This window comes from Microseira sp. BLCC-F43, from assembly GCF_041929235.1.
Taxonomy (GTDB): Bacteria; Cyanobacteriota; Cyanobacteriia; order Cyanobacteriales; family Aerosakkonemataceae; genus Microseira.
In genome coordinates, this window is the sequence record NZ_JBHFNP010000016.1 from 1 (window position 1) to 22,705 (window position 22,705).

26 protein-coding genes and 1 pseudogene are annotated in these 22,705 nt (G+C 44.5%); 9 read left to right on the forward strand and 18 right to left on the reverse strand.

Annotation, left to right across the window (positions count from 1 at the left end):
* Positions 1-386: 386 nt before the first annotated feature.
* A complete protein-coding gene (locus ACE1CM_RS01715) occupies positions 387-629 on the reverse strand; it encodes a hypothetical protein (protein WP_374875677.1) in 243 nt (80 codons plus the stop codon).
* Positions 630-712: 83 nt separating this feature from the next.
* On the opposite strand from ACE1CM_RS01715, the gene ACE1CM_RS01720 reads away from it, so the two are divergent.
* From ACE1CM_RS01720 to ACE1CM_RS01730, 3 genes are all read left to right on the forward strand, one after another.
* Complete coding sequence (locus ACE1CM_RS01720) at positions 713-853, forward strand: hypothetical protein (protein ID WP_374875678.1); 141 nt, start codon at positions 713-715, stop codon at positions 851-853.
* A gap of 139 nt (positions 854-992) precedes the next feature.
* Positions 993-1,487 carry a hypothetical protein gene (locus ACE1CM_RS01725; RefSeq protein WP_374875679.1) on the forward strand — a complete coding sequence of 165 codons (495 nt, stop codon included), beginning with the start codon at positions 993-995 and terminating at the stop codon, positions 1,485-1,487.
* A 55-nt stretch (positions 1,488-1,542) separates the two neighbouring features.
* Entirely contained in the window at positions 1,543-2,001 is a 459-nt protein-coding gene (locus ACE1CM_RS01730) for a hypothetical protein (protein ID WP_374875680.1), read from the forward strand.
* A 17-nt stretch (positions 2,002-2,018) separates the two neighbouring features.
* Here ACE1CM_RS01730 and ACE1CM_RS01735 read toward each other — a convergent pair whose 3' ends face one another.
* The gene (locus tag ACE1CM_RS01735; protein ID WP_374875681.1) at positions 2,019-2,792 is read right to left on the reverse strand and encodes a WecB/TagA/CpsF family glycosyltransferase; all 774 of its coding nucleotides are present in this window, start codon (positions 2,790-2,792) and stop codon (positions 2,019-2,021) included.
* Between the two features lie 450 nt (positions 2,793-3,242).
* On the opposite strand from ACE1CM_RS01735, the gene ACE1CM_RS01740 reads away from it, so the two are divergent.
* Genes ACE1CM_RS01740 through ACE1CM_RS01760 form a run of 5 tightly spaced genes read left to right on the forward strand, consistent with a single transcriptional unit; the run spans position 3,243 to position 7,978 of the window.
* On the forward strand, positions 3,243-4,010 hold the full coding sequence (locus ACE1CM_RS01740) for a WecB/TagA/CpsF family glycosyltransferase (protein ID WP_374875682.1): 768 nt from the start codon (positions 3,243-3,245) through the stop codon (positions 4,008-4,010).
* A 1-nt stretch (position 4,011) separates the two neighbouring features.
* Entirely contained in the window at positions 4,012-4,851 is an 840-nt protein-coding gene (locus ACE1CM_RS01745; RefSeq protein WP_374875683.1) for a polysaccharide deacetylase family protein, read from the forward strand.
* Positions 4,848-5,963, forward strand: a complete 1,116-nt coding sequence (locus tag ACE1CM_RS01750) for a radical SAM protein (protein ID WP_374875684.1) — start codon at positions 4,848-4,850, stop codon at positions 5,961-5,963. Before ACE1CM_RS01745 ends, ACE1CM_RS01750 begins: the two co-directional genes overlap by 4 nt.
* A gap of 26 nt (positions 5,964-5,989) precedes the next feature.
* On the forward strand, positions 5,990-6,766 hold the full coding sequence (locus ACE1CM_RS01755) for an FkbM family methyltransferase (RefSeq protein WP_374875685.1): 777 nt from the start codon (positions 5,990-5,992) through the stop codon (positions 6,764-6,766).
* Complete coding sequence (locus ACE1CM_RS01760; RefSeq protein WP_374875686.1) at positions 6,767-7,978, forward strand: glycosyltransferase family 4 protein; 1,212 nt, start codon at positions 6,767-6,769, stop codon at positions 7,976-7,978.
* Between the two features lie 399 nt (positions 7,979-8,377).
* Here ACE1CM_RS01760 and ACE1CM_RS01765 read toward each other — a convergent pair whose 3' ends face one another.
* Both ACE1CM_RS01765 and cobO read right to left on the reverse strand, forming a co-directional pair.
* The gene (locus ACE1CM_RS01765) at positions 8,378-9,409 is read right to left on the reverse strand and encodes a glycosyltransferase family 2 protein (RefSeq protein ID WP_374875687.1); all 1,032 of its coding nucleotides are present in this window, start codon (positions 9,407-9,409) and stop codon (positions 8,378-8,380) included.
* 203 nt (positions 9,410-9,612) lie between these two features.
* On the reverse strand, positions 9,613-10,290 hold the full coding sequence (cobO, locus tag ACE1CM_RS01770; protein ID WP_374875701.1) for a cob(I)yrinic acid a,c-diamide adenosyltransferase: 678 nt from the start codon (positions 10,288-10,290) through the stop codon (positions 9,613-9,615).
* Between the two features lie 81 nt (positions 10,291-10,371).
* Here cobO and ACE1CM_RS01775 point away from each other — a divergent pair, with 81 nt between their 5' ends.
* Entirely contained in the window at positions 10,372-10,917 is a 546-nt protein-coding gene (locus tag ACE1CM_RS01775; RefSeq protein ID WP_374875688.1) for an O-acetyl-ADP-ribose deacetylase, read from the forward strand.
* A gap of 64 nt (positions 10,918-10,981) precedes the next feature.
* Here the strand turns inward: ACE1CM_RS01775 and ACE1CM_RS01780 are convergent, their stop codons facing one another.
* The 14 genes and pseudogenes from ACE1CM_RS01780 to petC form a co-directional block, all read right to left on the reverse strand.
* Complete coding sequence (locus ACE1CM_RS01780; protein ID WP_374875702.1) at positions 10,982-12,382, reverse strand: radical SAM protein; 1,401 nt, start codon at positions 12,380-12,382, stop codon at positions 10,982-10,984.
* Between the two features lie 154 nt (positions 12,383-12,536).
* A complete protein-coding gene (locus ACE1CM_RS01785) occupies positions 12,537-13,184 on the reverse strand; it encodes an alpha-ketoglutarate-dependent dioxygenase AlkB (RefSeq protein ID WP_374875689.1) in 648 nt (215 codons plus the stop codon).
* 134 nt (positions 13,185-13,318) lie between these two features.
* Positions 13,319-13,648, reverse strand: a complete 330-nt coding sequence (locus ACE1CM_RS01790) for a helix-turn-helix domain-containing protein (RefSeq protein WP_374875690.1) — start codon at positions 13,646-13,648, stop codon at positions 13,319-13,321.
* Positions 13,632-14,030 (reverse strand): annotated as a pseudogene (locus ACE1CM_RS01795) (type II toxin-antitoxin system RelE/ParE family toxin). Before ACE1CM_RS01795 ends, ACE1CM_RS01790 begins: the two are co-directional and overlap by 17 nt.
* Before the next feature lie 179 nt (positions 14,031-14,209).
* Positions 14,210-14,446: a hypothetical protein gene (locus ACE1CM_RS01800; RefSeq protein WP_374875691.1), complete on the reverse strand. Its 237-nt coding sequence runs from the start codon at positions 14,444-14,446 to the stop codon at positions 14,210-14,212.
* A gap of 417 nt (positions 14,447-14,863) precedes the next feature.
* Positions 14,864-15,397, reverse strand: coding sequence for a DUF3122 domain-containing protein (locus ACE1CM_RS01805; protein WP_374875692.1), 534 nt, complete (start codon positions 15,395-15,397; stop codon positions 14,864-14,866).
* 189 nt (positions 15,398-15,586) lie between these two features.
* Positions 15,587-15,880, reverse strand: coding sequence for a DUF4405 domain-containing protein (locus ACE1CM_RS01810; protein WP_374875693.1), 294 nt, complete (start codon positions 15,878-15,880; stop codon positions 15,587-15,589).
* 175 nt (positions 15,881-16,055) lie between these two features.
* On the reverse strand, positions 16,056-16,928 hold the full coding sequence (locus tag ACE1CM_RS01815) for a CoB--CoM heterodisulfide reductase iron-sulfur subunit B family protein (protein ID WP_374875694.1): 873 nt from the start codon (positions 16,926-16,928) through the stop codon (positions 16,056-16,058).
* The gene (locus ACE1CM_RS01820) at positions 16,925-17,506 is read right to left on the reverse strand and encodes a 4Fe-4S dicluster domain-containing protein (RefSeq protein ID WP_374875695.1); all 582 of its coding nucleotides are present in this window, start codon (positions 17,504-17,506) and stop codon (positions 16,925-16,927) included. Before ACE1CM_RS01820 ends, ACE1CM_RS01815 begins: the two co-directional genes overlap by 4 nt.
* A gap of 4 nt (positions 17,507-17,510) precedes the next feature.
* On the reverse strand, positions 17,511-18,569 hold the full coding sequence (locus ACE1CM_RS01825; protein WP_374875696.1) for an FAD-dependent oxidoreductase: 1,059 nt from the start codon (positions 18,567-18,569) through the stop codon (positions 17,511-17,513).
* A 470-nt stretch (positions 18,570-19,039) separates the two neighbouring features.
* Entirely contained in the window at positions 19,040-20,086 is a 1,047-nt protein-coding gene (locus ACE1CM_RS01830; protein WP_374875697.1) for a heterodisulfide reductase-related iron-sulfur binding cluster, read from the reverse strand.
* A gap of 10 nt (positions 20,087-20,096) precedes the next feature.
* Positions 20,097-20,804, reverse strand: coding sequence for a 4Fe-4S dicluster domain-containing protein (locus ACE1CM_RS01835; RefSeq protein ID WP_374875698.1), 708 nt, complete (start codon positions 20,802-20,804; stop codon positions 20,097-20,099).
* A 457-nt stretch (positions 20,805-21,261) separates the two neighbouring features.
* Positions 21,262-21,942, reverse strand: a complete 681-nt coding sequence (locus ACE1CM_RS01840) for a class I SAM-dependent methyltransferase (RefSeq protein ID WP_374875699.1) — start codon at positions 21,940-21,942, stop codon at positions 21,262-21,264.
* A gap of 108 nt (positions 21,943-22,050) precedes the next feature.
* Entirely contained in the window at positions 22,051-22,584 is a 534-nt protein-coding gene (gene petC, locus ACE1CM_RS01845) for a cytochrome b6-f complex iron-sulfur subunit (protein WP_374875700.1), read from the reverse strand.
* Between the last annotated feature and the right edge of the window lie 121 nt (positions 22,585-22,705).

Consider the following 22,705-nt stretch of genomic DNA (forward strand, 5'->3'; position numbering starts at 1 on the left):
TTCTCCTTAATTTCTGATTTTGGCGCTTTCTTTCAGTGAAAATTACGCTGGATGATTTCTTCTTTTGAGAGCGAACAAATTTCTTCTGCCAAGGAAACGCTCAAAGTCTTGCACAACCGAGGGAGAGAGTTTCCATCTGGAGATTATATTTATAGTTCGTTATAAATTAGTATAGCTATTTAGTTAAACAACTCCAGTGAACTGGAAAATAGTTTTTTGTTTTAGCTAGCTCGCCAGAAGCCCCATCCCCCCAACCCCCAGGGGGGTTGGGGGGATGGCAGCGTGGGATGAATGGCGGCGTGATGCGAGGTAGAGTTGAACTTTTTGTACTATAGCTATGTAGAAATATAGTAAAATTAAGAAAAATAAGCTGGTGGTCCCTAGGTTTATTTGTCTTTGAGGTAAAAGCCATAGCCGCGAACGAGTGCGCCAACTAGAACGCCCAGCCCTCGACCACCTGCGGCGTCACAGTGCCAACCTGCGGGAATACCTGGCAGGTTAAGAAGCTTGACCGTCAGCCGCAAAGTCTTAAACCAGGTGCAAAAGGGAGAGGGAAAGCAAATCCTCTGCCTTTTCCATATCGATCGCCCATGACCAATCGCCGCTCGTATTGTAAAGAATTGTAACAAAATTTCACCGCACTCGGAAATATTTAGTGACGCGACTGTATTCAATCAGAGTCGAGAGGTACAACCGCGATCGTCATAAACATATGACGTCTGCTGGTGAAGATATCGCCTCCTCGCATCGAGGGGGCGATTTATTTAAGCAGCCAAGGGCGATCGCGGCCGAAACAAAAGTTAATCTCATGCCATCGATTCATCCTGTAGCGCGAATCGTACTGCGTAAATAGTGAGTTAATTTGTAAATAAGACCTATTTCAGAGTGCATTTAGAAACAGCGGGGGGAAAACAATGTTTAAGTCTGTTGTTAACTCTTTTTTAGATCGGCCCATGCCATCTAGCTGCTTGAAACTCCCGCTCGCAGGTCTAATGTTGCTCGTCGGCGTGGGGGCGGGCAACGCTACCCCCGCACTGACCAATAACCATCAAGCTCAAGTTGTTCAAGCTACCCCAAACAATCAAACCCCTGATGGCGTTTACCTGTACGGTCAATCTTCTCAGTCAGAGGAAATTGGCAAAGAATATATGGTGTTTGAGGTGCGTCGGGGTCGGGTAATCGGCGCAGTTTATATGCCGCAATCAGAGTTTAATTGTTTTCACGGCAGGCTGGCGTCGAAGAAGTTAGATCTGATGGTAAATAATCCCTTCGCAGAAACTGCTGACTCTAGTCCCCCCGAAAACCGATCCAATGAATTTGCCGCCCTTGGGGATTTTCCCCGCATTGGCAATGGCGATGACCCGATAAACTTCCCGCTGACAGTTAACTTGCAAGACTATCAACGGATAGCCACAGTCAGCGAGAACGACCAGCGGATTTTAGGGATGTGCAAGGCTAACTACCAGGAGCAAGTTTGGAGTAGATAGAAGAATTGCAGATTTCAGATTTTAGATGGCAAATAGAAAGTAAAAAATCTTTCATATGGAGAAACGCGATCTGCTCGAAAAACAGCTCGACCATTACTATAGCTGGATACTGAGCGACAAGAAGCAATCTGTCACCACCCGAAGTTGGTGCGCTACTGTTTGGATTGCCACCGTTGCATTGGTCACCTCAGACAAAGTTGATCTAAGTCCTTTGCGCTTCACGATTATCATCCACCTGCCAATCCTCTTGTTCTGGATTCTGGATGGTTTTCAAAATACTTTCATCAACTTGAACGAGCAAGAGGCTAAAAGAATCGAAGAGGCGCTTGTGTCGGACAAAATGGAGAACATTGACCTACGCGAACATCTCCTGATGTCGAGCCATGCCAATACGCCCTTTGCCACGAAAGTCAGCGCCCTCTTCACATCTCTTTTTCTTCAGGAAACCTTGTTTTTATTCTATCTGGTGCTGGTTGCAGCATCTGTAATTCTGTCGATCATCATCCCAAGATGATTGGGGTAGAAATTTGACTATCCTGCGGAGTTTTTGCGCCACAACCTGCGAAAGCGCTCGCAAGAGGAGGAGATTAACAACCGAATTATGAACGGTGGATTCCTGACCAGATAACGTTTCGCCAGCCGACGTGGCTCCAAAGTGACCCGATAAAATGTCTCTAATCCGAGTTTCTGCACCCATAGCGGGGCTCGCTTGAACTCGCCGCAAACGTAACTGAAGCTAATACCGACACCCATCCACCACGCATTGGGACAGACGTGGCGAATCTTTGCGATCAGCTTTTCTTGTTTTGGGAAGCTTAGACCCACATATACGATGTCAGGTTGAGCAGAGCGAACGATAGAGGCAATTTCCTCGATCTGCTTGGCATCTTGTTCAAAACCAAATGGTGGACAGTATGTCCCCGCGACAACCAGACCCTGATAACGTTGCTTCAGCACAAGAGCCGCTTTTTCGGCAGTACCAGGATTTCCACCCAGCAAGAAAATGGAGCGACCGCGACGAGCAGCTTCATCAGTAAGACTATAAATCAAGTCGCACCCGCAGACGCGCTCAGGTAGTGGAGTACCAAGGATTCTACTCGCCCACACCAGAGAGATACCGTCCGCAGTGCAAAAACTACTTTTTTCCACCACCGATCGCACCTCTATGTCATCTGTAATCTGGTGTAACATGTCAAGGTTCACAGTGACACACCAGCCCCCACGACCTGACTCAAGTTCATCCATCATCAGTTTTACAAACTGTATTTCACTTAATCCGAGTATTGGAACATCGTAAATTGTCACCTTGGCGGGCTGTGGCTGGGAATCTCCTCTGATATAAGTTTGACTCTGCATGTACATTTGCTCTTACCACTCTTGTTTGGTTGTACAACGGGTTGCATTTGGGTGAAGTATAGCCGAGAAAAGCATCTGATAAATAGTTTATAATATTTTGTGTATTTTTGGATAAAAATTTTCTATAAAAATTAATTTAAGTTAAGATCTAAAAAATATAGTTATAACTTATGATCGATATAAATTTGAGAATATATAGTTTTAAATTAAGCTATAAACTTCTGATTTTAAGCAAGGTGTTAATAGGCAAACAAGTGGAAGTACTTGTGGACAGTAGCACCATTGGTGTGCCTGCGGTAGATCGCAAACTCAGACAAGCACATAAATAGTTTGTGTCAAGAGGAATATAGAAGTAATTGGCAAGTGAGTACATAATTTGGCAATGAGGATTGACCAGAGATGCAAACGATTGATTTTCAAGACTTACCCCTAATTGCAGGTGATGTGAATGAGGTGGCTGATTGGTTAACGTCACTAATAAGTTTAGAAGCAAAACCACCCGTAGTGGTAACTCATTTAAACGCAAACAATTACTACCTGTTATGCAATGAACCAACACTTGGTCGTCATTTGAAAGATAACGCGCACCTGTTATTTGATGGCATTGGAATGAAGCTCGCGGCGCGTTTGCTGGGTCTAGGCTGGCTGCCGGACTTAAATGGGACTGACCTTTTCCCTTTGGCGATCGCAAATCTAGCAGACAAAGCTGTGCCGCTATACTTCCTGGGTGGTGATGAATTTGTTGTGGCAAGTGCAGTGCAACGTACACGCAGCCTGTGGCCTAAAGTACGCATCGTTGGATATAGTTCCGGGTACTTTACCCAAACCGATGAGGACAGAATTGTTCAGAGCGTGAACGCCAGTGGTGCAAAAGTATTAGTGGTGGGACGCGGATTCCCGTTACAGGAAGAATTTTCACTCCGCCAAAGAAGCCGGTTAAAGGTGGCGCTGATTTGGAACGTGGGTGGCCTGTTTGACTTTATATCGGGCAATAAGCCGCGCGCTCCGTTGTGGATGCGCCAGATGCGCTTGGAATGGCTGTTTCGTCTGGCTCTGGAACCACAGCGTTTGTGGCGTCGGACATTTGTAGTCGGACCTTGGTTAGCGAGCCACATCCTAGCACAGCCAAACAGGCTGACGAAGAATCTGTTGCACAGGGAGGTATAGCGTGGTTGCCGTACCATTGTTGGTAACAGTTGATGTGGAGATTGCGCCCGACCACGACTTAGACGAACAAAGCGAGGTCTTAGATAGATTGCGGAAAGACCTGCATGGCTTTCCGGTGACTTGGTTTTGTACAGCGGTTGCAGCCGAAAAGTTTAGCGAACCGCTTCAACGTCTAGCCCAGGCAGGACACGAGATCGGTTGTCACGGACTCGATCACAGCCGAGCCGATGATTATCGCCACATGACCGTTGCAGGTGCAAATAGCGCGATCGCAATCGCAACCCATCGAATCGCAACTGCCACTGGACAAAGGCCACGATGTTTTCGCGGCCCTCGAATGACTACCTCACGCCATACTCAATCTGCTCTGATCGCCCACGGATATCAAGCCGACTTTTCCGTATGCGCTCAACGGATGGATTTGTTGACCTGCGGGGGGGCTGAAATGCTTTGGCTATTTGCGCCGCGCGGTGCCTATCACCCTGCTGTTGAAAGCCCCTTTCGTCGGGGGGAATTGCCAATTTGGGTTGTCAATCTCAGCAGCCTGGGAGTGCCTTTTTTGTCTGGGATGCTCTACCTTGCTGGGTTGGGTTTTATGCGATCGCTGTTTCTCGCCCTCCTGGCTGAAGCACGCCGCACTGGCAGACCGATTGTCTATCTATTCCATAGCTACGAATTTGCCCACCTGCTCGATCAATGTCAACAGCCGTTGCACCAGCGCGCCTATATCAGCAATCGGGTGCGTCGATATGACATGAACCTAGCACTGCTCAACTACATGTGTACATCGCCAGACGTACACCCGATGACCGCAAGCATGTTTCTGGAGAAGCAACAATGAATACCGAAACCGTAAAAGCTGAACTGTACACTGGTCTAACCAATACACTGGCAAATCTATTTCAGACACCCCAGTACATCATCTTATTTGTCACCGATGTGTGTTGGATGCGCTGTCGGCACTGTTGGTTCAACGAGGAATGGAAAGACCGAGAACTGACTAGCAATGCTCTCACCTTTGATGAATACGAAAAGCTGGCTGATTCGATCGATCAAATCAAGTTTCTCAGTCTGACGGGAGGCGAAGCTTTTCACCGCGACGATATCGTAGAGTTAGCCACAATGTTTCGCCGCAAAACCAAGTTAGCTCGCTATCAAATCCCCACCTCTGGCTATAAGACCGATCGAATCGTTGCTGCAACTGAACGTTTACTTCAAGCAAACCCAGATACACCTTTTCGGGTGGATGTCTCCTTAGACGGTGTGGGCGAAGTTCATAACCACATTCGCCGCATCAGTGATGGTTACGATCGCGCCTGCAACACCATTATCGAATTGAACAAGCTCAAGCAACACTATAAACATTTCGACGTGGGTGTAATCACAACAATTTCTCATGCCAACCAGGAAACCGTTGAAGAAATTGGGGCTGTGGTAGAGAAGATACACCCAGAAGGCGAGTGGATGATCAATATTACTCGCGGTACGCCTAGAGATCCAAAGGCGATCGATGTGGATATTGAAGCCTATAAAAAAGCCCACCAAATTATCGAGCGGCGGATTGCAGAGGGACGATATCGAGGACACGGCGGTCACCTGACTGCCAAGTGGCTGAGTGCCAAGAACTTTGTCCGCCGCCAAGTTATCTCTGACATTGTGGAAGGTAAGCGCTCTGGTGGTGGCTGTGCTGCTGGTTCGCTGGGAGGAGTTATTTATAGTGATGGCTCTGTAAAGGTTTGCGAGATGCTAGACAAACCTCTGGGTAATATTCGCGATTTTAATTACGATCTTGCGGCTTTATGGAACAGTGAAGCTGCACGCAGTTTGCGCCGATTTATTCAGGAGAGTCGCTGTCAATGTACCCAGGAGTGTTTTCTGTCCGTAAGTATGTTGATTCAGCCAGACACATGGCCTGGGATAGTGCGCGAGCGGATGAAGCTTGGCTGGAGTTAACTATAGCAATCCCAGGCGATCTATCAATGGCAGTTTTTTTAACGTTGGTCATGCAGCTGCTTAAGTCAGTTATTAGAGATACTCCCCTGGAACCTGTGGCTCGAAGAGTTTACCGGAGTCTTGCTTTTACCGATCAAAATGCCATTTACGATCGGCAAACGATTCAAGTCTTAAAGCACCATCTTAAAGACGACTCTGTTTGTATTGATATTGGCACTCATCGGGGTGAGATTCTTTTAGAGATGATGACGATCGCTCCTCGGGGAAGACATTTCGCTTTTGAACCCATTGCTCATCTCGCCGCATCTTTGCGGAGAAGGTTTCCTCAAACTCATATTTATGAATTAGCCCTCTCCCATCGCTGCGGTGAGATTGAATTTCAGTACGTGGTGAATGACCCAGGCTACAGTGGCATCCAACGGCGGATTTACCATCTACCCGAGCCGCAAATTCAAACTATTGTTGTTCAAACTAACCGACTTGACAACATTATTCCACCGGATGTTCCTGTTTCATTCATCAAAATTGATATAGAAGGTGCAGAGTATCTCGCCATGTGCGGTGGTGTGGAGACGATTAAGCGAAACCGACCGATAATTGTCTTTGAAGCTGGAAAAGAATCGACTTCTTGTTACGGGATTAATCCCGAACAAATATTTGATTTTCTAGAAAATGAATGTCAACTTCGAGTTTCAACCATGAAACGATGGCTGCAAGGAGAATCTTCATTTTCTAGAAAACAATTCTGCGAACATTTTAACCAAGCCCTGGACTACTACTTTATTGCTTATCCCTCAAGTTAAATGACGATTGCGTACCTGGTTAATTTGTATCCCAAAGTCAGTCACAGTTTTATCCGCCGGGAAATTGTGGCTCTGGAAAATACAGGTTTGTCGGTGGCTCGTTTCTCAATTCGTTCGGGTGAATTGGAAATAGTCGATCCAGCAGACAAGCTGGAATTAGAAAAAACTAGAGTGGTGTTGGGAGTTGGGATTTTAAGATTATTTTTTAATCTAGTTGCGATGGCGATCGCAATGCCCATTCCCTGGTTAAAGGCGTTAAGTCTAACTTGGAAAGTCGGTTGGCGCTCCGATAGAGGCATCTGGCGGCACTTCGCCTATTTGGCTGAGGCTTGCGTTTTAGTACGTTGGTTGTCAAAAATAAAAGTAACCCAGATTCACGCTCACTTTGGAGCCGAAGCAACAACTGTCGCAATGTTGTGTAGCGTACTGGGGAGAATTCCTTACAGTTTTACCGTTCATGGCCCTGTAGAGTTTGATAAAGCTGAGGGTTTTGCTGTTGGAGAAAAAATCAAGCGTGCTGCCTTTGTTGTTGCTATAAGCTATTTTTGCCAAAGTCAGCTTTATCGATTATGTGACTGCGAGCAGTGGCAAAAAATTCATGTAATTCGTTGTGGACTCGATGACAGCTATTTGAGCAAGCCCCTCGTAAAAATATTAGATTTGCCAAATTTGGTTTGTGTGGCTCGCCTGAGTGAAGACAAGGGCCACCTGTTATTAATTAAAGCCGCTAACCAGCTAGCGAGGGAAGGTCTAAACTTTAAGATCGTTTTGGTTGGCGATGGTCACCTGAGACCTAAGCTAGAAGCTTTAATCAAATTATATCACCTCGAAGAACGAGTGAAGATTACTGGTTGGGCAACTGGTAGTGAAGTTCAGCAATATATCATCAACTCTCGAACTTTAGTTCTGCCTAGCTTCGCAGAAGGATTGCCCGTGGTTGTGATGGAAGCCTTAGCCCTTGGTCGCCCTGTAATTAGCACTTACGTCGCTGGAATTCCAGAACTCGTAAAAGACCAAACCCACGGCTGGCTGGTGCCTGCAGGGTCAGTTGAAGCCTTGACGGAGGCGATACGCAAAGCTATTCAATGCCCAATTGATCGACTGGAACTGATGGGCAAAGTTGGGAAGGAACGTGTGACTCAATTGCATAACGTAACCGCTGAGGCTAGTAAATTAGCAGCTTTGTTTAAGTCTATTAACGTAAGTTGCTAGTTACATCCAAGGACAAAGAAACCCGGTTTCTCTGAAAAATCGTGGGTTTGACGCTAAAGAAACCCGGTTTCTTTAGCGTCAAAGCTTATAACTAGCAACTTGAGTTATTAGTGGGATAAAGTAGCAAAGAAAATGCCTGGGTTAATTAAATCAGGATTTACCCAAATTCTCTATATGTAGGGTGTGTTAGCGAGCAGAATCGGGCACCGTTCCACCATATTTAGTGTAGCTGCGTAATTCCTGTAAATATTAAACGAGGCGTTTTTAGACCATTGATTAACATTTATATTCAGTTATATGATGTCCGCCTAATTACCCTTAATAAAAATATCGACCCGTCAGGAGTGTCACCGTTCTCCCAAGTCATTCCTAACTATGGGTGAAGCACCGGACATGATATTAGCCAGATCGTTTTTTCACTTGTGACAACACAAGTCTTTGGATAGCTCCTGTAGTATTCAAGGCTAAGGTTTCAACTTTATAGTAGAGCGAGCGCGGTAGAAGATATAGACAATAGGTAGCTGCCAATATCAAAAGTGTACGCAGTGGCTCTTCAACAATAATTTGCCAGTGGGTTGATAGAGCTTTGTGAACCATTTTCTTTGCAGTAGTAGCATCTCGTAAACGCACTGACAGCTGGGCAAACTTTCGCAATGTATAGGCTTTGGTGACCTTGCCATACGGCTCGATCAAATCAGGCGCATAAGAGGATGTTTTCTCAAGCATTTTAGACAAGCCATCTAGCTGCTTGCTCAAGTTTGTCGAAGCTCCTTTTGGATTAACCCGATACAATGTTAGGGCTTCAGAAATGCCTTGAATTTTCCAATCAGTTTTAATAGCGATTCTCAGCCATAATTCAACGTCTTCAAAATGGTGTAATTCTTCGTCAAAATAGCAATATTTCTCTGCTTGGCTATCAATATTTTTTGGAAATTTTATTTGTTCAAAAACTTCTCGTCTGATTACAGTACACGAGGGATTGCCCACTGGATTGCGACAGAGAATCAGGGCTGGTGTAACTCCCTCAATCTGAGATATTTTAAAGATACCCAAAAAGTTCCCGGCTGCATCAATAAAACCATAGCGGCTAAAGCTAATTCCCACATTTGGTGAATTTTCTAGATGTTCAATATGTTTTTGTAGCTTTTCCGGTAGCCATAGATCGTCTCCATCTAGAAAGGCCAAAAACTCTCCTTTTGCCTGTCGAATTCCACTATTTCTAGCTGCTGCTACTCCTTGATTTTCCTGGCTGATAATTTTAATCCTGGCGTCAGTGAATTGTTCGCAAATTTCTCTGCTCTTGTCAGGAGATCCATCATCAACGATCAGAAGCTCAAAATAGTCATACGTTTGGTCAAGAACGGATTGAACTGTAGCTGCGATATAGGCTTCTACACTATAGACTGGAATAATGACAGATACCAGTTTCATAATCAAGAGATTGAGGATAAATGGCGATCGAAATGTTTCCCAGAACGCGAAAATCGCGGAGCTTGGGGTTTTTATAATTCTAATAACGCAAGTTGCTAGTTACTTGCATTGTGGGTACGTTGTCAATTTAAGTTGCTATAAGATCGCTCTAGCGCAACAACGTACCTAATAAAAAATGAGGGTTGTATAACTAGCAACTTGAGTTAATACTCGATTCCCGGTTGAGCTTTAACGCCTTGTTCGCGAAACGGATGCTTGACCAGGGTCATTTCCGTAACTAAATCCGCTCGTTCGATTAAAGCTGGTGGTGCGCCCCTGCCGGTTAAAATAACGTGAGAATCGGCAGGTTTTTCATCCAGTCCAGCTAGAACTTGCTCGATGGTTAAATAACCCAGTTTCAGCGCTACGTTGACTTCATCGAGCAAAACTAGCTGATAATCCGAGTTGCGGATAAAGGTTAAAGCTTTATCCCAAGCTTGTTGTGCCTTTTGGGTATCCCGCGAGCGATCTTGGGTTTCCCAGGTGAAGCCTTCTCCCATAGCATGGAATTCTAGCTGATGGGGCCAAAGGCTGAAAACCGCTTTTTCTGCCGGTTCCCAAGCGCCTTTGATGAATTGGACGATCGCAACGCGGTAACCGTGACCGAGCGATCGCAACACCATCCCCAACGCGGCGGTGGTTTTACCCTTCCCGTTCCCCGTGTGAACAATAATTAAGCCTTTTTCAGTTGTTCGCTCTTGCAGGCGTTGTTCCTGCACTTCCTTGCGCCGCTGCATCTTTTTACGATGCTGTTCTTCTGTCAGGGTTGTCGACGCTGCTTCTTCGATCAAGCGTTCGGCTTCTAAATCTGTCTGAGCATCTGAAACTTTATTTAACTTCATTAATTTTGACCGTTTGAGACTGCTTGTTAAAATTTTACTAATTTTTGGGCTATGGTTAATTTGTTTGAGTAACATGATTTCATGTTATCTGGTAAAAATCCCGTGGTAATTAACAGAATAACAGTAATTCAAGGAGATATTACCCAGCAAAAAGTCGATGGAATTGTGAATGCGGCTAATACTTCTCTTTTAGGTGGTGGGGGTGTGGATGGTGCGATTCATCGTGCAGCGGGGTCAGAACTTTTAGCAGAATGTCGAAAACTCAACGGTTGTAAAACAGGGGATGCGAAAATTACCTTTGGTTATAATTTACCAGCGAAATGGGTAATTCATACCGTTGGTCCGATTTGGCAAGGGGGAAATCAAAACGAGGATGAACTGTTAGCGAGTTGTTATCGTCGTTGTTTGGAATTGGCAGAGGAGTATTCTATCGGTACAATTGCGTTTCCTGCCATCAGTACGGGAATATATGGGTTTCCGATGGAGAGGGCGGCTAGGATTGCGCTCGCACAAATTAAATCATTTCTAGAAAACAACACCTCGATTGAGCAGGTCATCCTCGTTTGCTTTGGTCAACAAGCTTACAACTGCTACTTAAGCGCAATGCCAGAAATCGGTCAAGTCTAAGAAGTTATCCCTGTTGCCGAAATTGTTCTGTTTAATTACCTCAAGAGTTCTTTATCCTCAGGACTTACGCAAAGAAACTAAGGTGATACGAAAAATCGTTGGTTTTGCAACCAGAGATCGATGAAGAAACCGGGTTTCTGGCATCGTCGTGCGTAAGTCCTGATCCTGTGGTTACTGTTGTTTGAACCAGAGGAGCGAGAGCAGGGTCTTGATATCTGCCGTTGCGATGAACGATCCGCACAGCATCTGCTAATTGCTCAATCGGAGCATCTTTAGAACAAAATCCATCGACTCCAGCAGCAACAGCATCACACAACGCCACTTGTTGGTTGGGAGTAATCAGAAGCAAAATTTTTGACGGAATCACGTAAGAATTTGTCTGAACTTTACGCGCAGTGCGAATGAACTTAACCAAATCCATATCCGGGAGAGTGCCATCCACAACGGCAACATCGACATCGATGGATTCCAGCAACACTAAACCTGTTTCTGCATTCGTTGCTTCACTGGCAACTTCAATCCCATTTTGCGCCCTCAGATTCACTCGCAGGTTGATGCGCGTCTGTTCGTCATCTTCTATCACAGCTACCTGAATATCATCATATTGCTGCTGTGGTTTGGTGTAGCGATCGCTTTCCGACAAATCCTTGGGTGCCCCACAAGCTGAAATAGTCCCAGCAAAGTCTACATCTGCTGGGCGTTCTTGTTTCAGTTGCGCCATTTGTTCGGAAGTCAAAATCTTAGATTCATCAAAACCAAACTCAATTTCTGTGTGGAGTCCTTTTTGCTTCACCCGCTTCAAGTTGTAGAAGCGTTTATTAAGAGTAGTCTTGACAAATGCCCAAAGACAGCCGAGTAAATAGCGCCGCTTAAACTGATCTTTTTCAAACCAATACTCAATAAATTTCCACGAATAGAAACGGGCATAATTGCGGAGTACGCCTTTGAGGACTTCTTCCCGCGTCATGTTGTCGGGTTTAATGATCGGCGTGACAAAATTGTAGTGAGAATAATCGCGGATTTCCACTTTATCCGCTAAATCCTGGAACAGTTCCGAGAAAGGCCACGGTGTATACATATTCCAGTTGGTCATGTCTGCCTGCCAATCCCGCGCCATCCGATAGCTTTCTTCGATCGTCTCTGGCGTTTCGTTGGGCAATCCCATGATAAATTGCACTTCTGCAAGAATGCCGTTTTGCCGCAGGAGTTGAACGGCTCGTTTGTTATCGGCAATTGTGGTTTCTTTGCGGAATAAATTGAGGTTTAATTGAGCGGCTGCCTCTGTTCCTAATGAAACGTGAACTAACCCAGCCTTGCGATAAAGCGGCAATTCTTTTTCATCTCTTAGAACATCAGTGACTCGCGTGTTAATCCCCCAATGAACGCCTAAGTTACGAGCGATGAGTTCATTGCAGAGAGCGACAAACCGAGATTTATTAATCGTTGGTTCTTCATCTGCCAGAATGAAAAATCCTACTTTGTAATGCTACATGCTCTTTTAGTGACGTTAAATAGTCGGCGAAGTTATTGAATGAGCTTAAAGGATAGAATAACTCCTTAAGTTTATTTAGAAGCGAACAATAAAGCCAAGCAAGCTTAATCATAGTAGAGGGTTTTCCCTACTTAATAATTCTAAAGGTTAGGTTTATCCTGGGGCTAACATTCTTCGTGGTTTTGGCAATTTGATGTAGCCAGTGATGTTGAGTTTCACCGCGCATCAATAAAAAGCTACCATGAGGTAAATCTATCTCAACTTTGCGTTCTTTAATCTGCTTGTGTTTAAAGGAGAAGCAACGGGTTCCACCAAAACTAACTGAACCAATTATAGGGTTCTGCCCTAACTCCGGCTCATCATCACTATGCCAAGCAACACTATCTCTACCATTACGGTAAAGATTTAAAAGAACACTATTAAATCTAACTTTCGCTACCTTCTCGCTCCTTTCTTTAATGCAAGATAGGGCAGGAGTCCAAGGAGCAGGATTCTGTTCTATACCTGAGTAACTGTAAGATTTTCCTTCATCTCCATACCATGCCGTCAGTCTTGGCAAGCGGGTAGGTTTGCCAAAGATTTGAATGGTATTTTGCTGCCATTTAGTGTCGGCGTAAAGCTCTGAGAAGAATCTATCACTCTCATTAACATTAAAGAAATTTTTATAAAAAATTACTTCTCCACCCATTGATATAATTACTTTTCCCTCTGGAATAGAATCTTCTGTACCACTTAGAGTTGCCTGGTAGTCCCAAAGTGTCATCTGCTCATACATATGTCTTCACCCTTGCTCAGTACATCTTAACTCTTATAGTCTAGACTAGCTGTTTTGAGTCTCTGTTGAATTACACCAATTGCTAGTGGTAGGTAGCATAAGGGGATAACCCAGGGATCTGTAAATATCCAAAATCATGTAGCAACAACTCGTGTTCGAGCTTTTGATCGAGATTTAGGTTTGGTTTTTACTACAATTTCCACATCTCGACCTAAAGCATTCAAGAAACGAAACAAGCGTACAGTTGAAAAGCCTGATAACTTGCCGTTGATTAGAGCCGATACTTTTGGCTGGTCAATCCCTAAAAGCTCTGCTGCTTCAGCCTGCGTCATGTTTTGTTTAGTAATAATGCTGCCGATCTTACGTGCGAGTTCAGCTTTCACAAGCAATTCATCCGAATTTTCTAAACCTAAATCGGCAAACACATTACCGCTACTTGCTTGCACTCTAATTTCCTGAGTCATTTTTCTCTCCCTTTTGCTGCTTGCTATAGTTTTCTGCGTAATGCTCTTTTGCTCGTTTAAGCCTTGTTTCAATTAACTTAATATCCTTCTTTGGTGTAGCGATTCCTTGCTTTGATTTCTTTTGAAAGGCGTGTAAGACATAAATTACGCCAGCAAGTTTCACAGTGTAAACAGCTCGGTAAGTGTCTCAATCGAAGTCTTCCACAACTTCAAGCACCCCAGCACCCTTAAATCCCTTGAGTGGTTTTGCTGCAGGATGCTTCTCACCGCATTGAGCTAAGTACAAAGCATAGCCAACAACTTGCTGAACCTCCTCTGGGAAATCTTTCAAATCCTCAAGGGAGCTGCCAACCCATTCAACTGGTTTCAACGATGAACTCATGTCTTAAATATGCCAGAACTAGCATATTATTGTCAATCGAAGCGGTGCATCTTGAGTGATGATGAAGCATGATTCAGTATGATTCAAACAATGCTACGTACAAACTGCGATTTTCTCCGGGATAACTACGCGACTCTAACGAGAAGCCGCTTTGCCTCTACAAGCACTCACCAGCGCTTTTAGCATTGCGATCGCGCTTGGATCTGAAACTGGTATCGAGCAAGCTGAGCCAATATCGGCAAATTTTGCACGGCTTTTGCTACATAGCGATAATTGTGATGATTGCGGAAATTACTCAAATCAGAAAGCAAAGGGGTAAACTGAGAAAGCAGATTGCCATTTTGCTTGCGGAAAATACCAAAATTAATGCGCGAATTACTGAATTGAGAAAGCAAACGGGCTTTAGGAGAAAGCAAACAGGGATTTGGCTTGGGGAAAATACCAAAATTAATGCGCGAATTACTGAAATGAAAAAGTGAACAGGCAAAAGGAGATAGTAGATCGCCTGTGCGAGTATTCTGATAGCGGTTTTCTTAGAAGATTAGATTGTTGTGACAACCAACTGGAGAGGGAAACTGCTATAAACATTATGCAAAACAATCTTGCTTTCAGATGTGCATGTGAGAGTCACAGATTATCTGAATCCGCTTGAGTACGCTGAGTTGGGCAAAAAGAAACCGGGTTTCTATGAAAAATCGTTGAGCCAGGAAAGAGATCTAGGTCGAAACTTTGGTGATGGCCTCTAAACCCTTCCTTTGCTTACGCTACCAATGCCACCGGATATGATATTAATTCCTTACAGGGAATTGTTCACATTGGTCTAAGATTGAACGTCATAGTGATGCCAGGGTTTTCCACTCCTGAACAAAAGAAGGTGGAACCGACAGATTAATCGCTTCACCACCGATGGTTGGTAGCGTCAACTTCAAGGGAATTTCTGCCTGCAATTGGGCTAGCAACGGCTGAAGGTCGTACTGTCCTACATGAGGTTCGGGAACGGCTGAATCGGTGAAAATATTGCTAGAGACATCAGCGGCAGTCAGCTTCTTACCCAGTGAGTTAGTGAGTACTAGAGGTCGAGCGCGATCGATTTCAACCATACCGGGAAAACCTACTAATCGCAGGGAAAAACTCGTTCTGCCATCAGGACGAATGCGTTTGAATGCGATCGCAATCCAGCTATTTCCATGGGGATCTTTTAGGGTTTGCCGGGACTGATAAACCAGCTGTCCCGGTGTTTCCTCCTGTTGTCGAATGGCTGCTGCTGCACTCTTTACAGTCAACATTCCCACCATCAGAGAGAGACTCAGCAATAATGCTCCGAGCAACAATAACCAGGAAAAGGTTTTTCTAATTCGACATTTCATAAGCGTTCCTCTATTGCGATCGCGATTAAACCAATGAGTAATTGATCGAGAGGTCAGGACTTACGCAAACACCAAAGTTTCTCTGAAAAATCGTCGCTTTGAAACTAAAGATCCACGCAGAAACGAAGGTGATAGGCTCGTCGTTGCGTAATTTATGGAGGTTTCAACATCGCTTTAGTTCCATTGGTGTTAAGGGCGACGAACATCAATGAGGTACTGGATCGATTTACATAAAGCTCGCCAGTCAAGCATGAGGTGAACTGCCGTCACGCACAATGCAATCAAACTGATTAAAAAATGAATATCGCCCCATTCATGTCTAGTCAACCCTAGAAAAAGAGTGACTCTACCTAACCCTCGCCCACTGGGTGCAAACCACAACAAAAAACCCGTGAATGCTGCTAAACTCCAACCGATCAGGAGTGCTAAAACCACAACGGATCGAATATAATTCCTAAAATTAATTTTGTGCTTTCGTTGCATCTCACAGAATCCTCTAGCAAGGTTCAGCTAAATTGTTTAGAAAAATGTTTTGCTCGATATCCGGAGAGTCAATTGACAATAAGAATGGGTGGGTTCAACTTTAATTTCTCGGCTGGGTGGGTTACGCTGGCGCTAACCCACCCTACAAAAGTTGGAGTTGTTTTTCTCGGTGATATTATGCAGATGCACTCAGTTTAGCTAGAACGGGTTTTGTGGAAACGATGTGCTTGTCTAAACCCAGTTTTCTCGGTTTAATTCCTAAAGCCAGTCCGACGATCTCCGTAATATAGAGAATTGGCAGATTGTCAGAAACATTGTACTTCTTCTCGATCTCAGGTTGCCTCAGTTCTAGGTTAGTGGCACACAACGGACAAGCCAAAACAATGCAATCTGCCCCCTGAGATTTTGCCTCATCTAATAGTTTCTTAGTTAAATCAAAGGCTACCTCTTGCTTGGATACCAAAATAGGGCCACCGCAACATTTAGTTTTTGACCGGAAATCGACGGCTTCCGCGCCACAAGCTTGAGCTAATTTATCCATTGACATGGGGAACACCGGAGAATCCCAGCCTGTTATATCTGCGGGTCGAGTCAACAGACAACCATAGTAACAAGCAACTTTCAGACCTGTTAAAGGCTTTTTGATGCGGGTTGAAATATCTACATCATTAGCCAAGACATCTACAACATTTCTGACTCTAATATTGTAGTCATAAACAAATATCCCCATCTCTGAAAGAATGACGTTGATTCTATCTTTTTCTGTTGTGTTTTCTAATGCTTTGGCAGCCCTAGCTGACTTGTTGTAACAACCGGAACAAGAAGCTAAAAGGTCGAGATTTTCCTTTTGAGCTAAAGCGACATTTCTGGCAGCCATCGCCATACCAACGTCATGAGAAACCCCAGCAGCTACGGAACCCCCACAACAAGACCAATCCTCAAGTTCTTTTAGCTCAATTCCCAGTTCTTCCATCACGACTCTGGTCGAGATATCGAATTCTTTGGCAGTGGTATGGAGGCTGCATCCCGGATAGTAAGAATATTTCATTTTTTGCCTGCCTTTTCTAATGCTTTGCTAAATCTTTCAGGGTTTTTTATTTTGGCTGGTAATGGCGACATTTTGCCTTTGAGGGCTAATTGAATTCCCAATTTTGCTTGTTCGATCATCGCTTTTAACCCGCCATATTTTTGCATTAATTCCGGTTCAAACAGGATGCCTCGTTGCTGAACTAACTCGACAAATATTTGATTGAAACGGGTAGAATCGTTCTGAATTCCTTGTCGGATTGCGATCGCTTTCACCGCCTCAATGACATCGGAAGGTCGCACCCCACGCGGGCATCTGGATGTACAGGTGTAGCAAGAAGTACATAACCACAGGGCGTTACTTTTCAGTACCTTTTCCCATTCCCCTCTCTGTACCATTAAAACCAGGGTTCTGGGTGACATATCCATCAGGTCAATATTGGTACAGCCGCCGCTACAGGTACCGCACTGCATACAACTTGCGATCGCAGCACCTTCACCACCTTCAGCTATCACTTTATCGACAAATTCCCGATTCATTTTATCGCCGTCAAGTTGGCGATCGACCTTCAGACCAAATAAAAACTTTTTAGCTGCCATTGGTTTAAACCTTAGTTAAGTGAAGCTGTTCGTTGATGCTGGAGGCAAAAATTGCTTTATTAATAGCTAAAAAAGCTGCAATTTCTGCCGCTGCCGATCGCCCATCAGTGATGGATTCTACAATTGCTTTTGGCCCAGTTGCCGTCCCCGCCAGGAAAATACCTTCCCTGGCAGAAGCATTATTAGAATATTGCTGATGTGCGGTGGTGTAGAAGCGATCGCAACCCACACTTAAACCTGCAACCTCTGCTAACTCGGCATTCCCTTCCATTCCCACCATCAAAACCAAAAGATCGACAGTCAACCGCATCGGTTTTGCAGTTAAAGTATCTTCTAACCGCAACAATAAACTGCCATCATTTTTCTCGCCAGCCTCAGAAAGCCGACCGCGAATAAACTGCACGCCATACTTTTCTTGCGATGTGCGATACAGTTCCTCATAACCGCGACCGAACACGCGGATATCCATATAAAGGCAGTAAATTTCGCAGTCGGGATTTTGTTGTTTAATCTCGATTCCAACTTTAATCGCATTGGTACAGCAAACTCGCGAACAATAATTATTGTTTACTTTTTCATCGCGAGAACCGACGCAGTGAACCATCGCCACTTTCTTCGGCGCTTTTCCGCTTCTGGTTTTAACGCTTTGCGCCTTCAGCATTGCATCCAATTCTACTGAAGTGATGCAATTATCGTAGATTCCGTATCCATATTCTTCTTTAAAGGCAGCATCGAAATGCTTAAAGCCAGTTGCTACCAAAATCGCCGCCGCATCAATTTCTTCACCCGTTGAAGTCGTCACTTTAAAATTGGGTGCCATTCCTTTAATTCGAGTCACTGTAGCATTATTTACAATTCGTGTTTTACCCAGACCTTGCTTTAGATTGGCGATGATTTCCGCAGCATCGGTAAAGTCAGGAAATACTTTATACCACTTGTTTAAATGTCCCCCAACTTCGGCTTTCTTCTCAATCAAAACCACATCATGCCCAAATTCTTGCAGTTTTCCTGCCGCCGCCATTCCAGCAGGACCACCACCTATTACCACTACCTTTTTGTTCATTTTTTTACCCTTTAAAGTTGATTTGTTTGCAATTACCAGGTGATTTAAGATCCCCCTAAATCCCCCTTGACAAGGGGGACTTTGATCCCCCTAAATCCCCCTTCACAACCGAGACGATCCCCCTAAATCCCCCTTGACAAGGGGGACTTTGACTTGGCTAAATCCCGCTTCACAACCGAGACGATCCCCCTAAATCCCCCTTGACAAGGGGGACTTTGACTTGGCTAAATCCCGCTTCACAACCGAGACTTTGATCCCCCTAAATCCCCCTTGTCAAGGGGGACTTTCACTGCTCTAAATTCCCCTTCACAACCGAGACGATCCCCCTAAATCCCCCTTGTCAAGGGGGACTTTCACTGCTCTAAATTCCCCTTCACAAGCGAGACTAAGATTCCCCTAAATCCCCCTTCACAACGAAGGGGGTGTTTGAGGCTCTTGTTCCCCCCTTTTTAAGGGGGGTTAGGGGGGATCTAAAATGGTCTTCTGCGTTCTTCAGCAGTCTTGGATTTGTCATAAGGAATGCCGATTTTATCTAGCAAAGGCTCAATGGGAACGACTTTTGCATTCAATCCGCAATCTTTGAAGGGGTCATATCCTAATAGCAACCCGGTCAATTGTGCGTAGTCCAAGATGCTGACGTTAAACTCTTCTCCCAAAACTTCTTTAATCGTTCCCTGTTCGGCATCCAAAAATACCGTACATCCCGGACAATTGGTGAGGATTAAGTTACAATCGGGTTGCGCTTCTTTCAGACTCTTTAATTTTTTGTAGACACTACTTGCGGTGTAGTCTCTGTTTTCTGGAAACGCACATTGCCGAAAACCCATGCCACAGCAATGCCTTCTTTCAGGATAATCAACTATTTCCGCACCGAAAGCAGCCAAAATCCCTACTAAAACTTGCGGAAATTCAGCCCCACCCATGCACTCGCCAGGGAAAATTTTCGCATAATGGCATCCGATGTGATCGACTGCCTTGATTCCCTTCAAGCTATATTTTGCTTTTGCTGCCAGCTTATACCGATTAGCAAAAAACACATCGGAAGCATGAACAACAGAAGGTCTACCACCAGAAACGCGAGGAATCCAAAATTCCCGACCTGTAGTTTCTTTTAATGTCTTTTCTGTGTATTCTCTCCACTCTGGTTCTTCTTCCCAAAGTTTAATCATTTCGGTGTAATTAGCAAAGGAAGTGACACAGAATGAGAAGAGATTATCGACACCTAATTCATGATGGGCAACGGAAAAATTTCTCGCCGCCATCACCATTTGCGTTTCCAGGTTTGACACATCCCCGTGATATCCAATTGCCCCACAGGAAGTATGTCCAGGCGCTTCCCGCAGTTCCATGCCCAAATCGTTTTTCAAAATCTTATAAGCAATACCTTCCGTGTAGGGTGCGGCACTTTGTAAAAAACAGCTACGGAAGCAACCCCACAATTTCCCGCCTTCTTCGTCTACAGTTGGTACGTGCTTTTGATGTCTTTCCCAAGCTTTGTTTTTACCTTCTAATTTCATGACTTTTTCCTTATTTGTTATCTTTGATTTCGGAGTTTCTGCTATCGCCAGTTTCTAACCAGGTTTGCCAATATTTTTCCACTTCCGCCTTGCTACCGAGTTTCTTTTCCATGCCTTTTTCAACGGCTTCCATTAAATCGAGCGCACCCGTCTTCTTATAAATTGCTCGCACTTCTTCCATGTCTTTTTCCGGAATTACTCGGTGCGAACCTGGGCTATTTTCCAAATTCATCGGCACATCCCACCATTGCCGCATTTCTGCTCTATGCTCGTAATAGTATTCCCAGTTTTCTCCCAGTTCGGGAAAGTGTGCAGGCGTAATATTTTCAGCTAACAAGGTATAACCTCGTTTCAGTATATTTTCCCCAAATACTCGCTTGGCGAATAATTGCTGTCTGCCTTTTTCTGACTCGGCAAAGTAACCGTAACGAATTGACATTCGGCGCAATGCCAGAACTACTGAGGCAGTATTGTTACCTCTCGGACACCGGGTTTTACAGGAAAAACATTGCCCGCAAAACCAAATTTTGTCTGACTTGAGCAACTTTTCAATCTGCTCGTCATCTTCCGATTGCACAATGTTCATGACTTCTCTGGGAGAATAGTCATTAAACTCGGCTGCTGGACAAACGGCTGTGCATACACCGCAGTTCAGGCAGGCATTCATGCCGTGCTGGTACAAAATGTCTTGTTTAAGTTCGTTAAATAGTTGACCCATAAATCAACCCCTTCATTTCAGCCCTTGAATTCTGTTTTTGTAATTTATTTTTAAAGCTATATATTAATATAATTAGGTTAATATGGAGTTGTAAATGAGTAATTGTACTTAATTTTGCTGGGAAGCTAGGAGAGCGATCGCAAGTCAAGGGCGGCGGGAGGTAGAGCGATCGCTAAGCCCAATCCAATCCCGCCACCACCGCATCATAGAGTTTGTTTTGTTCAGATCTGGCATCAGTCTCCCAACCCGCCCTGCAATTTATTGCAGGGCTAATAGCTCAAGTCGGTTAAAACCGACTCAATGCTATCAAACCAGTTTGTTTTAACGGACTTTCGCTGCTCGCTGTGAGAATTTATTCTCTGGCGGGCTAATGCTACAGGTGCAAGATCTCAATTTTGTTTTTCTAGGAAATGTTGTCTAGAAATTTGCAGAATTTTTCTGATTTTTGAGTTTTTGCTTAACTAACAGCCAGTGCTTTATTGGCTACTCCTGCAATGTGAGGACTGACGATGGGAAATGAAATGCGAAATTGCTGATAATTGACTGACTCAAATCCAGCATTTTCTAACGCGATCCAGGTTGTTCGGTTAGGATGGCAGTTATCAAACGCGACTTTCCAAACAGGCTCAATCGTATCCTGAATTCGGCGCGTCCAAGTGTAACAATCGGCGGCGACGTGTTCCATAAAAATGAAACTGCCACCGGGTTTGAGAATGCGCTTAATTTCTGCTAAACTGCGAGCGATATTGTTAACAGAACAGAGAACATGGGTGCTAACGGCGCTATCAATGCTATTATCTTTGACAGGTAATTCTTCAGCATTTCCTCTGTACAATCCGATCTTCTTAATTCCCTGGCGCTCGGCCTCTTGTTCGAGATACTGGTGCATAAAAGGATTCGGATCAACGCCTATCCAATCAATATCTTTTGGATAATAGGACAGATTAGCTCCAGCGCCGGGGCCGATTTCTAATACTTTTCCTTGCAAAGAACCCAAAAGTGCTTGTTTTAGCTCTCCCATTGTCGAATAACTCGCGCAATTTATCAGTGCGATCGCATTCTTATCGGTCGCATTAGCTTTCGACATCCCCCAGGCGAACAAACGTTTTTGAATTTGAGATAAATTGGTAAATTTCATCAATCTTTCTCCAGTAATAACCACCACTAATTCTAGCCATAATTGTTGCTAGGATTGACAACCCTGATGTTTTTGTTCGTGCTTGTGTTCGCCTTTGTCCGGCAATTGTTAAACCCACCAAGGAGTTGTCCCTGTGCGCGGATCAATTTCCGTCCAAGGCGAAATCCAGATGGCATTGTCTTTCACTGCAACGCCAACTAATTTGAGCGGCAGAGGTGCTGGTCCACGCACTACTGCACCATCTGCACTATAACGAGAACCGTGACAGGGACATTGAAATTGTTGGTCGATTTCGTTCCACGGAAAAGTGCAACCCAAGTGGGTGCAATTATCGACAATTCCCATATTGTCGAGAGTGCCGTCCTGTTTCAGGATTAAGTAAGTGGGTTCGCCAGCTAACCCAGCTACTAAGGCGCGAGTTCCGACTGGTTCTGCTAGAATTTGGCTCGCAGGAATGGGGTTGCCTAATATATCTTTGGCAAGGATAGTTCCTGCTTCGCTGCTTTCATCTGGCGGGATAAAATATTTGGCTACTGGATAAAGTGCAGCAGAGGCAGTAGAGGCGACGACAGCACCAGTGAGAAAATTGAGCAACTGGCGGCGAGAGATAGAAGGATTTTCCAGGGGAAAGCTATTATCCATTCTTGATTCTCCTTAATTTCTGATTTTGGCGCTTTCTTTCAGTGAAAATTACGCTGGATGATTTCTTCTTTTGAGAGCGAACAAATTTCTTCTGCCAAGGAAACGCTCAAAGTCTTGCACA

Excerpts from the sequence above, each read along its gene's own strand:
- ACE1CM_RS01840 (WP_374875699.1), bottom strand. The coding sequence starts at position 21,942 with ATGAAATTTACCAATTTATCTCAAATTCAAAAACGTTTGTTCGCCTGG.
- cobO (WP_374875701.1), bottom strand. The coding sequence starts at position 10,290 with ATGAAGTTAAATAAAGTTTCAGATGCTCAGACAGATTTAGAAGCCGAA.
- ACE1CM_RS01740 (WP_374875682.1), top strand. The coding sequence starts at position 3,243 with ATGCAAACGATTGATTTTCAAGACTTACCCCTAATTGCAGGTGATGTG.
- ACE1CM_RS01785 (WP_374875689.1), bottom strand. The coding sequence starts at position 13,184 with ATGTATGAGCAGATGACACTTTGGGACTACCAGGCAACTCTAAGTGGT.
- ACE1CM_RS01765 (WP_374875687.1), bottom strand. The coding sequence starts at position 9,409 with ATGAAACTGGTATCTGTCATTATTCCAGTCTATAGTGTAGAAGCCTAT.
- ACE1CM_RS01835 (WP_374875698.1), bottom strand. The coding sequence starts at position 20,804 with ATGGGTCAACTATTTAACGAACTTAAACAAGACATTTTGTACCAGCAC.
- ACE1CM_RS01805 (WP_374875692.1), bottom strand. The coding sequence starts at position 15,397 with ATGAAATGTCGAATTAGAAAAACCTTTTCCTGGTTATTGTTGCTCGGA.
- ACE1CM_RS01775 (WP_374875688.1), top strand. The coding sequence starts at position 10,372 with ATGTTATCTGGTAAAAATCCCGTGGTAATTAACAGAATAACAGTAATT.
- ACE1CM_RS01815 (WP_374875694.1), bottom strand. The coding sequence starts at position 16,928 with ATGAAATATTCTTACTATCCGGGATGCAGCCTCCATACCACTGCCAAA.
- ACE1CM_RS01750 (WP_374875684.1), top strand. The coding sequence starts at position 4,848 with ATGAATACCGAAACCGTAAAAGCTGAACTGTACACTGGTCTAACCAAT.
- petC (WP_374875700.1), bottom strand. The coding sequence starts at position 22,584 with ATGGATAATAGCTTTCCCCTGGAAAATCCTTCTATCTCTCGCCGCCAG.
- ACE1CM_RS01730 (WP_374875680.1), top strand. The coding sequence starts at position 1,543 with ATGGAGAAACGCGATCTGCTCGAAAAACAGCTCGACCATTACTATAGC.
- ACE1CM_RS01825 (WP_374875696.1), bottom strand. The coding sequence starts at position 18,569 with ATGAACAAAAAGGTAGTGGTAATAGGTGGTGGTCCTGCTGGAATGGCG.
- ACE1CM_RS01720 (WP_374875678.1), top strand. The coding sequence starts at position 713 with ATGACGTCTGCTGGTGAAGATATCGCCTCCTCGCATCGAGGGGGCGAT.
- ACE1CM_RS01790 (WP_374875690.1), bottom strand. The coding sequence starts at position 13,648 with ATGACTCAGGAAATTAGAGTGCAAGCAAGTAGCGGTAATGTGTTTGCC.
- ACE1CM_RS01725 (WP_374875679.1), top strand. The coding sequence starts at position 993 with ATGTTGCTCGTCGGCGTGGGGGCGGGCAACGCTACCCCCGCACTGACC.
- ACE1CM_RS01755 (WP_374875685.1), top strand. The coding sequence starts at position 5,990 with ATGGCAGTTTTTTTAACGTTGGTCATGCAGCTGCTTAAGTCAGTTATT.
- ACE1CM_RS01760 (WP_374875686.1), top strand. The coding sequence starts at position 6,767 with ATGACGATTGCGTACCTGGTTAATTTGTATCCCAAAGTCAGTCACAGT.
- ACE1CM_RS01820 (WP_374875695.1), bottom strand. The coding sequence starts at position 17,506 with ATGGCAGCTAAAAAGTTTTTATTTGGTCTGAAGGTCGATCGCCAACTT.
- ACE1CM_RS01830 (WP_374875697.1), bottom strand. The coding sequence starts at position 20,086 with ATGAAATTAGAAGGTAAAAACAAAGCTTGGGAAAGACATCAAAAGCAC.
- ACE1CM_RS01810 (WP_374875693.1), bottom strand. The coding sequence starts at position 15,880 with ATGCAACGAAAGCACAAAATTAATTTTAGGAATTATATTCGATCCGTT.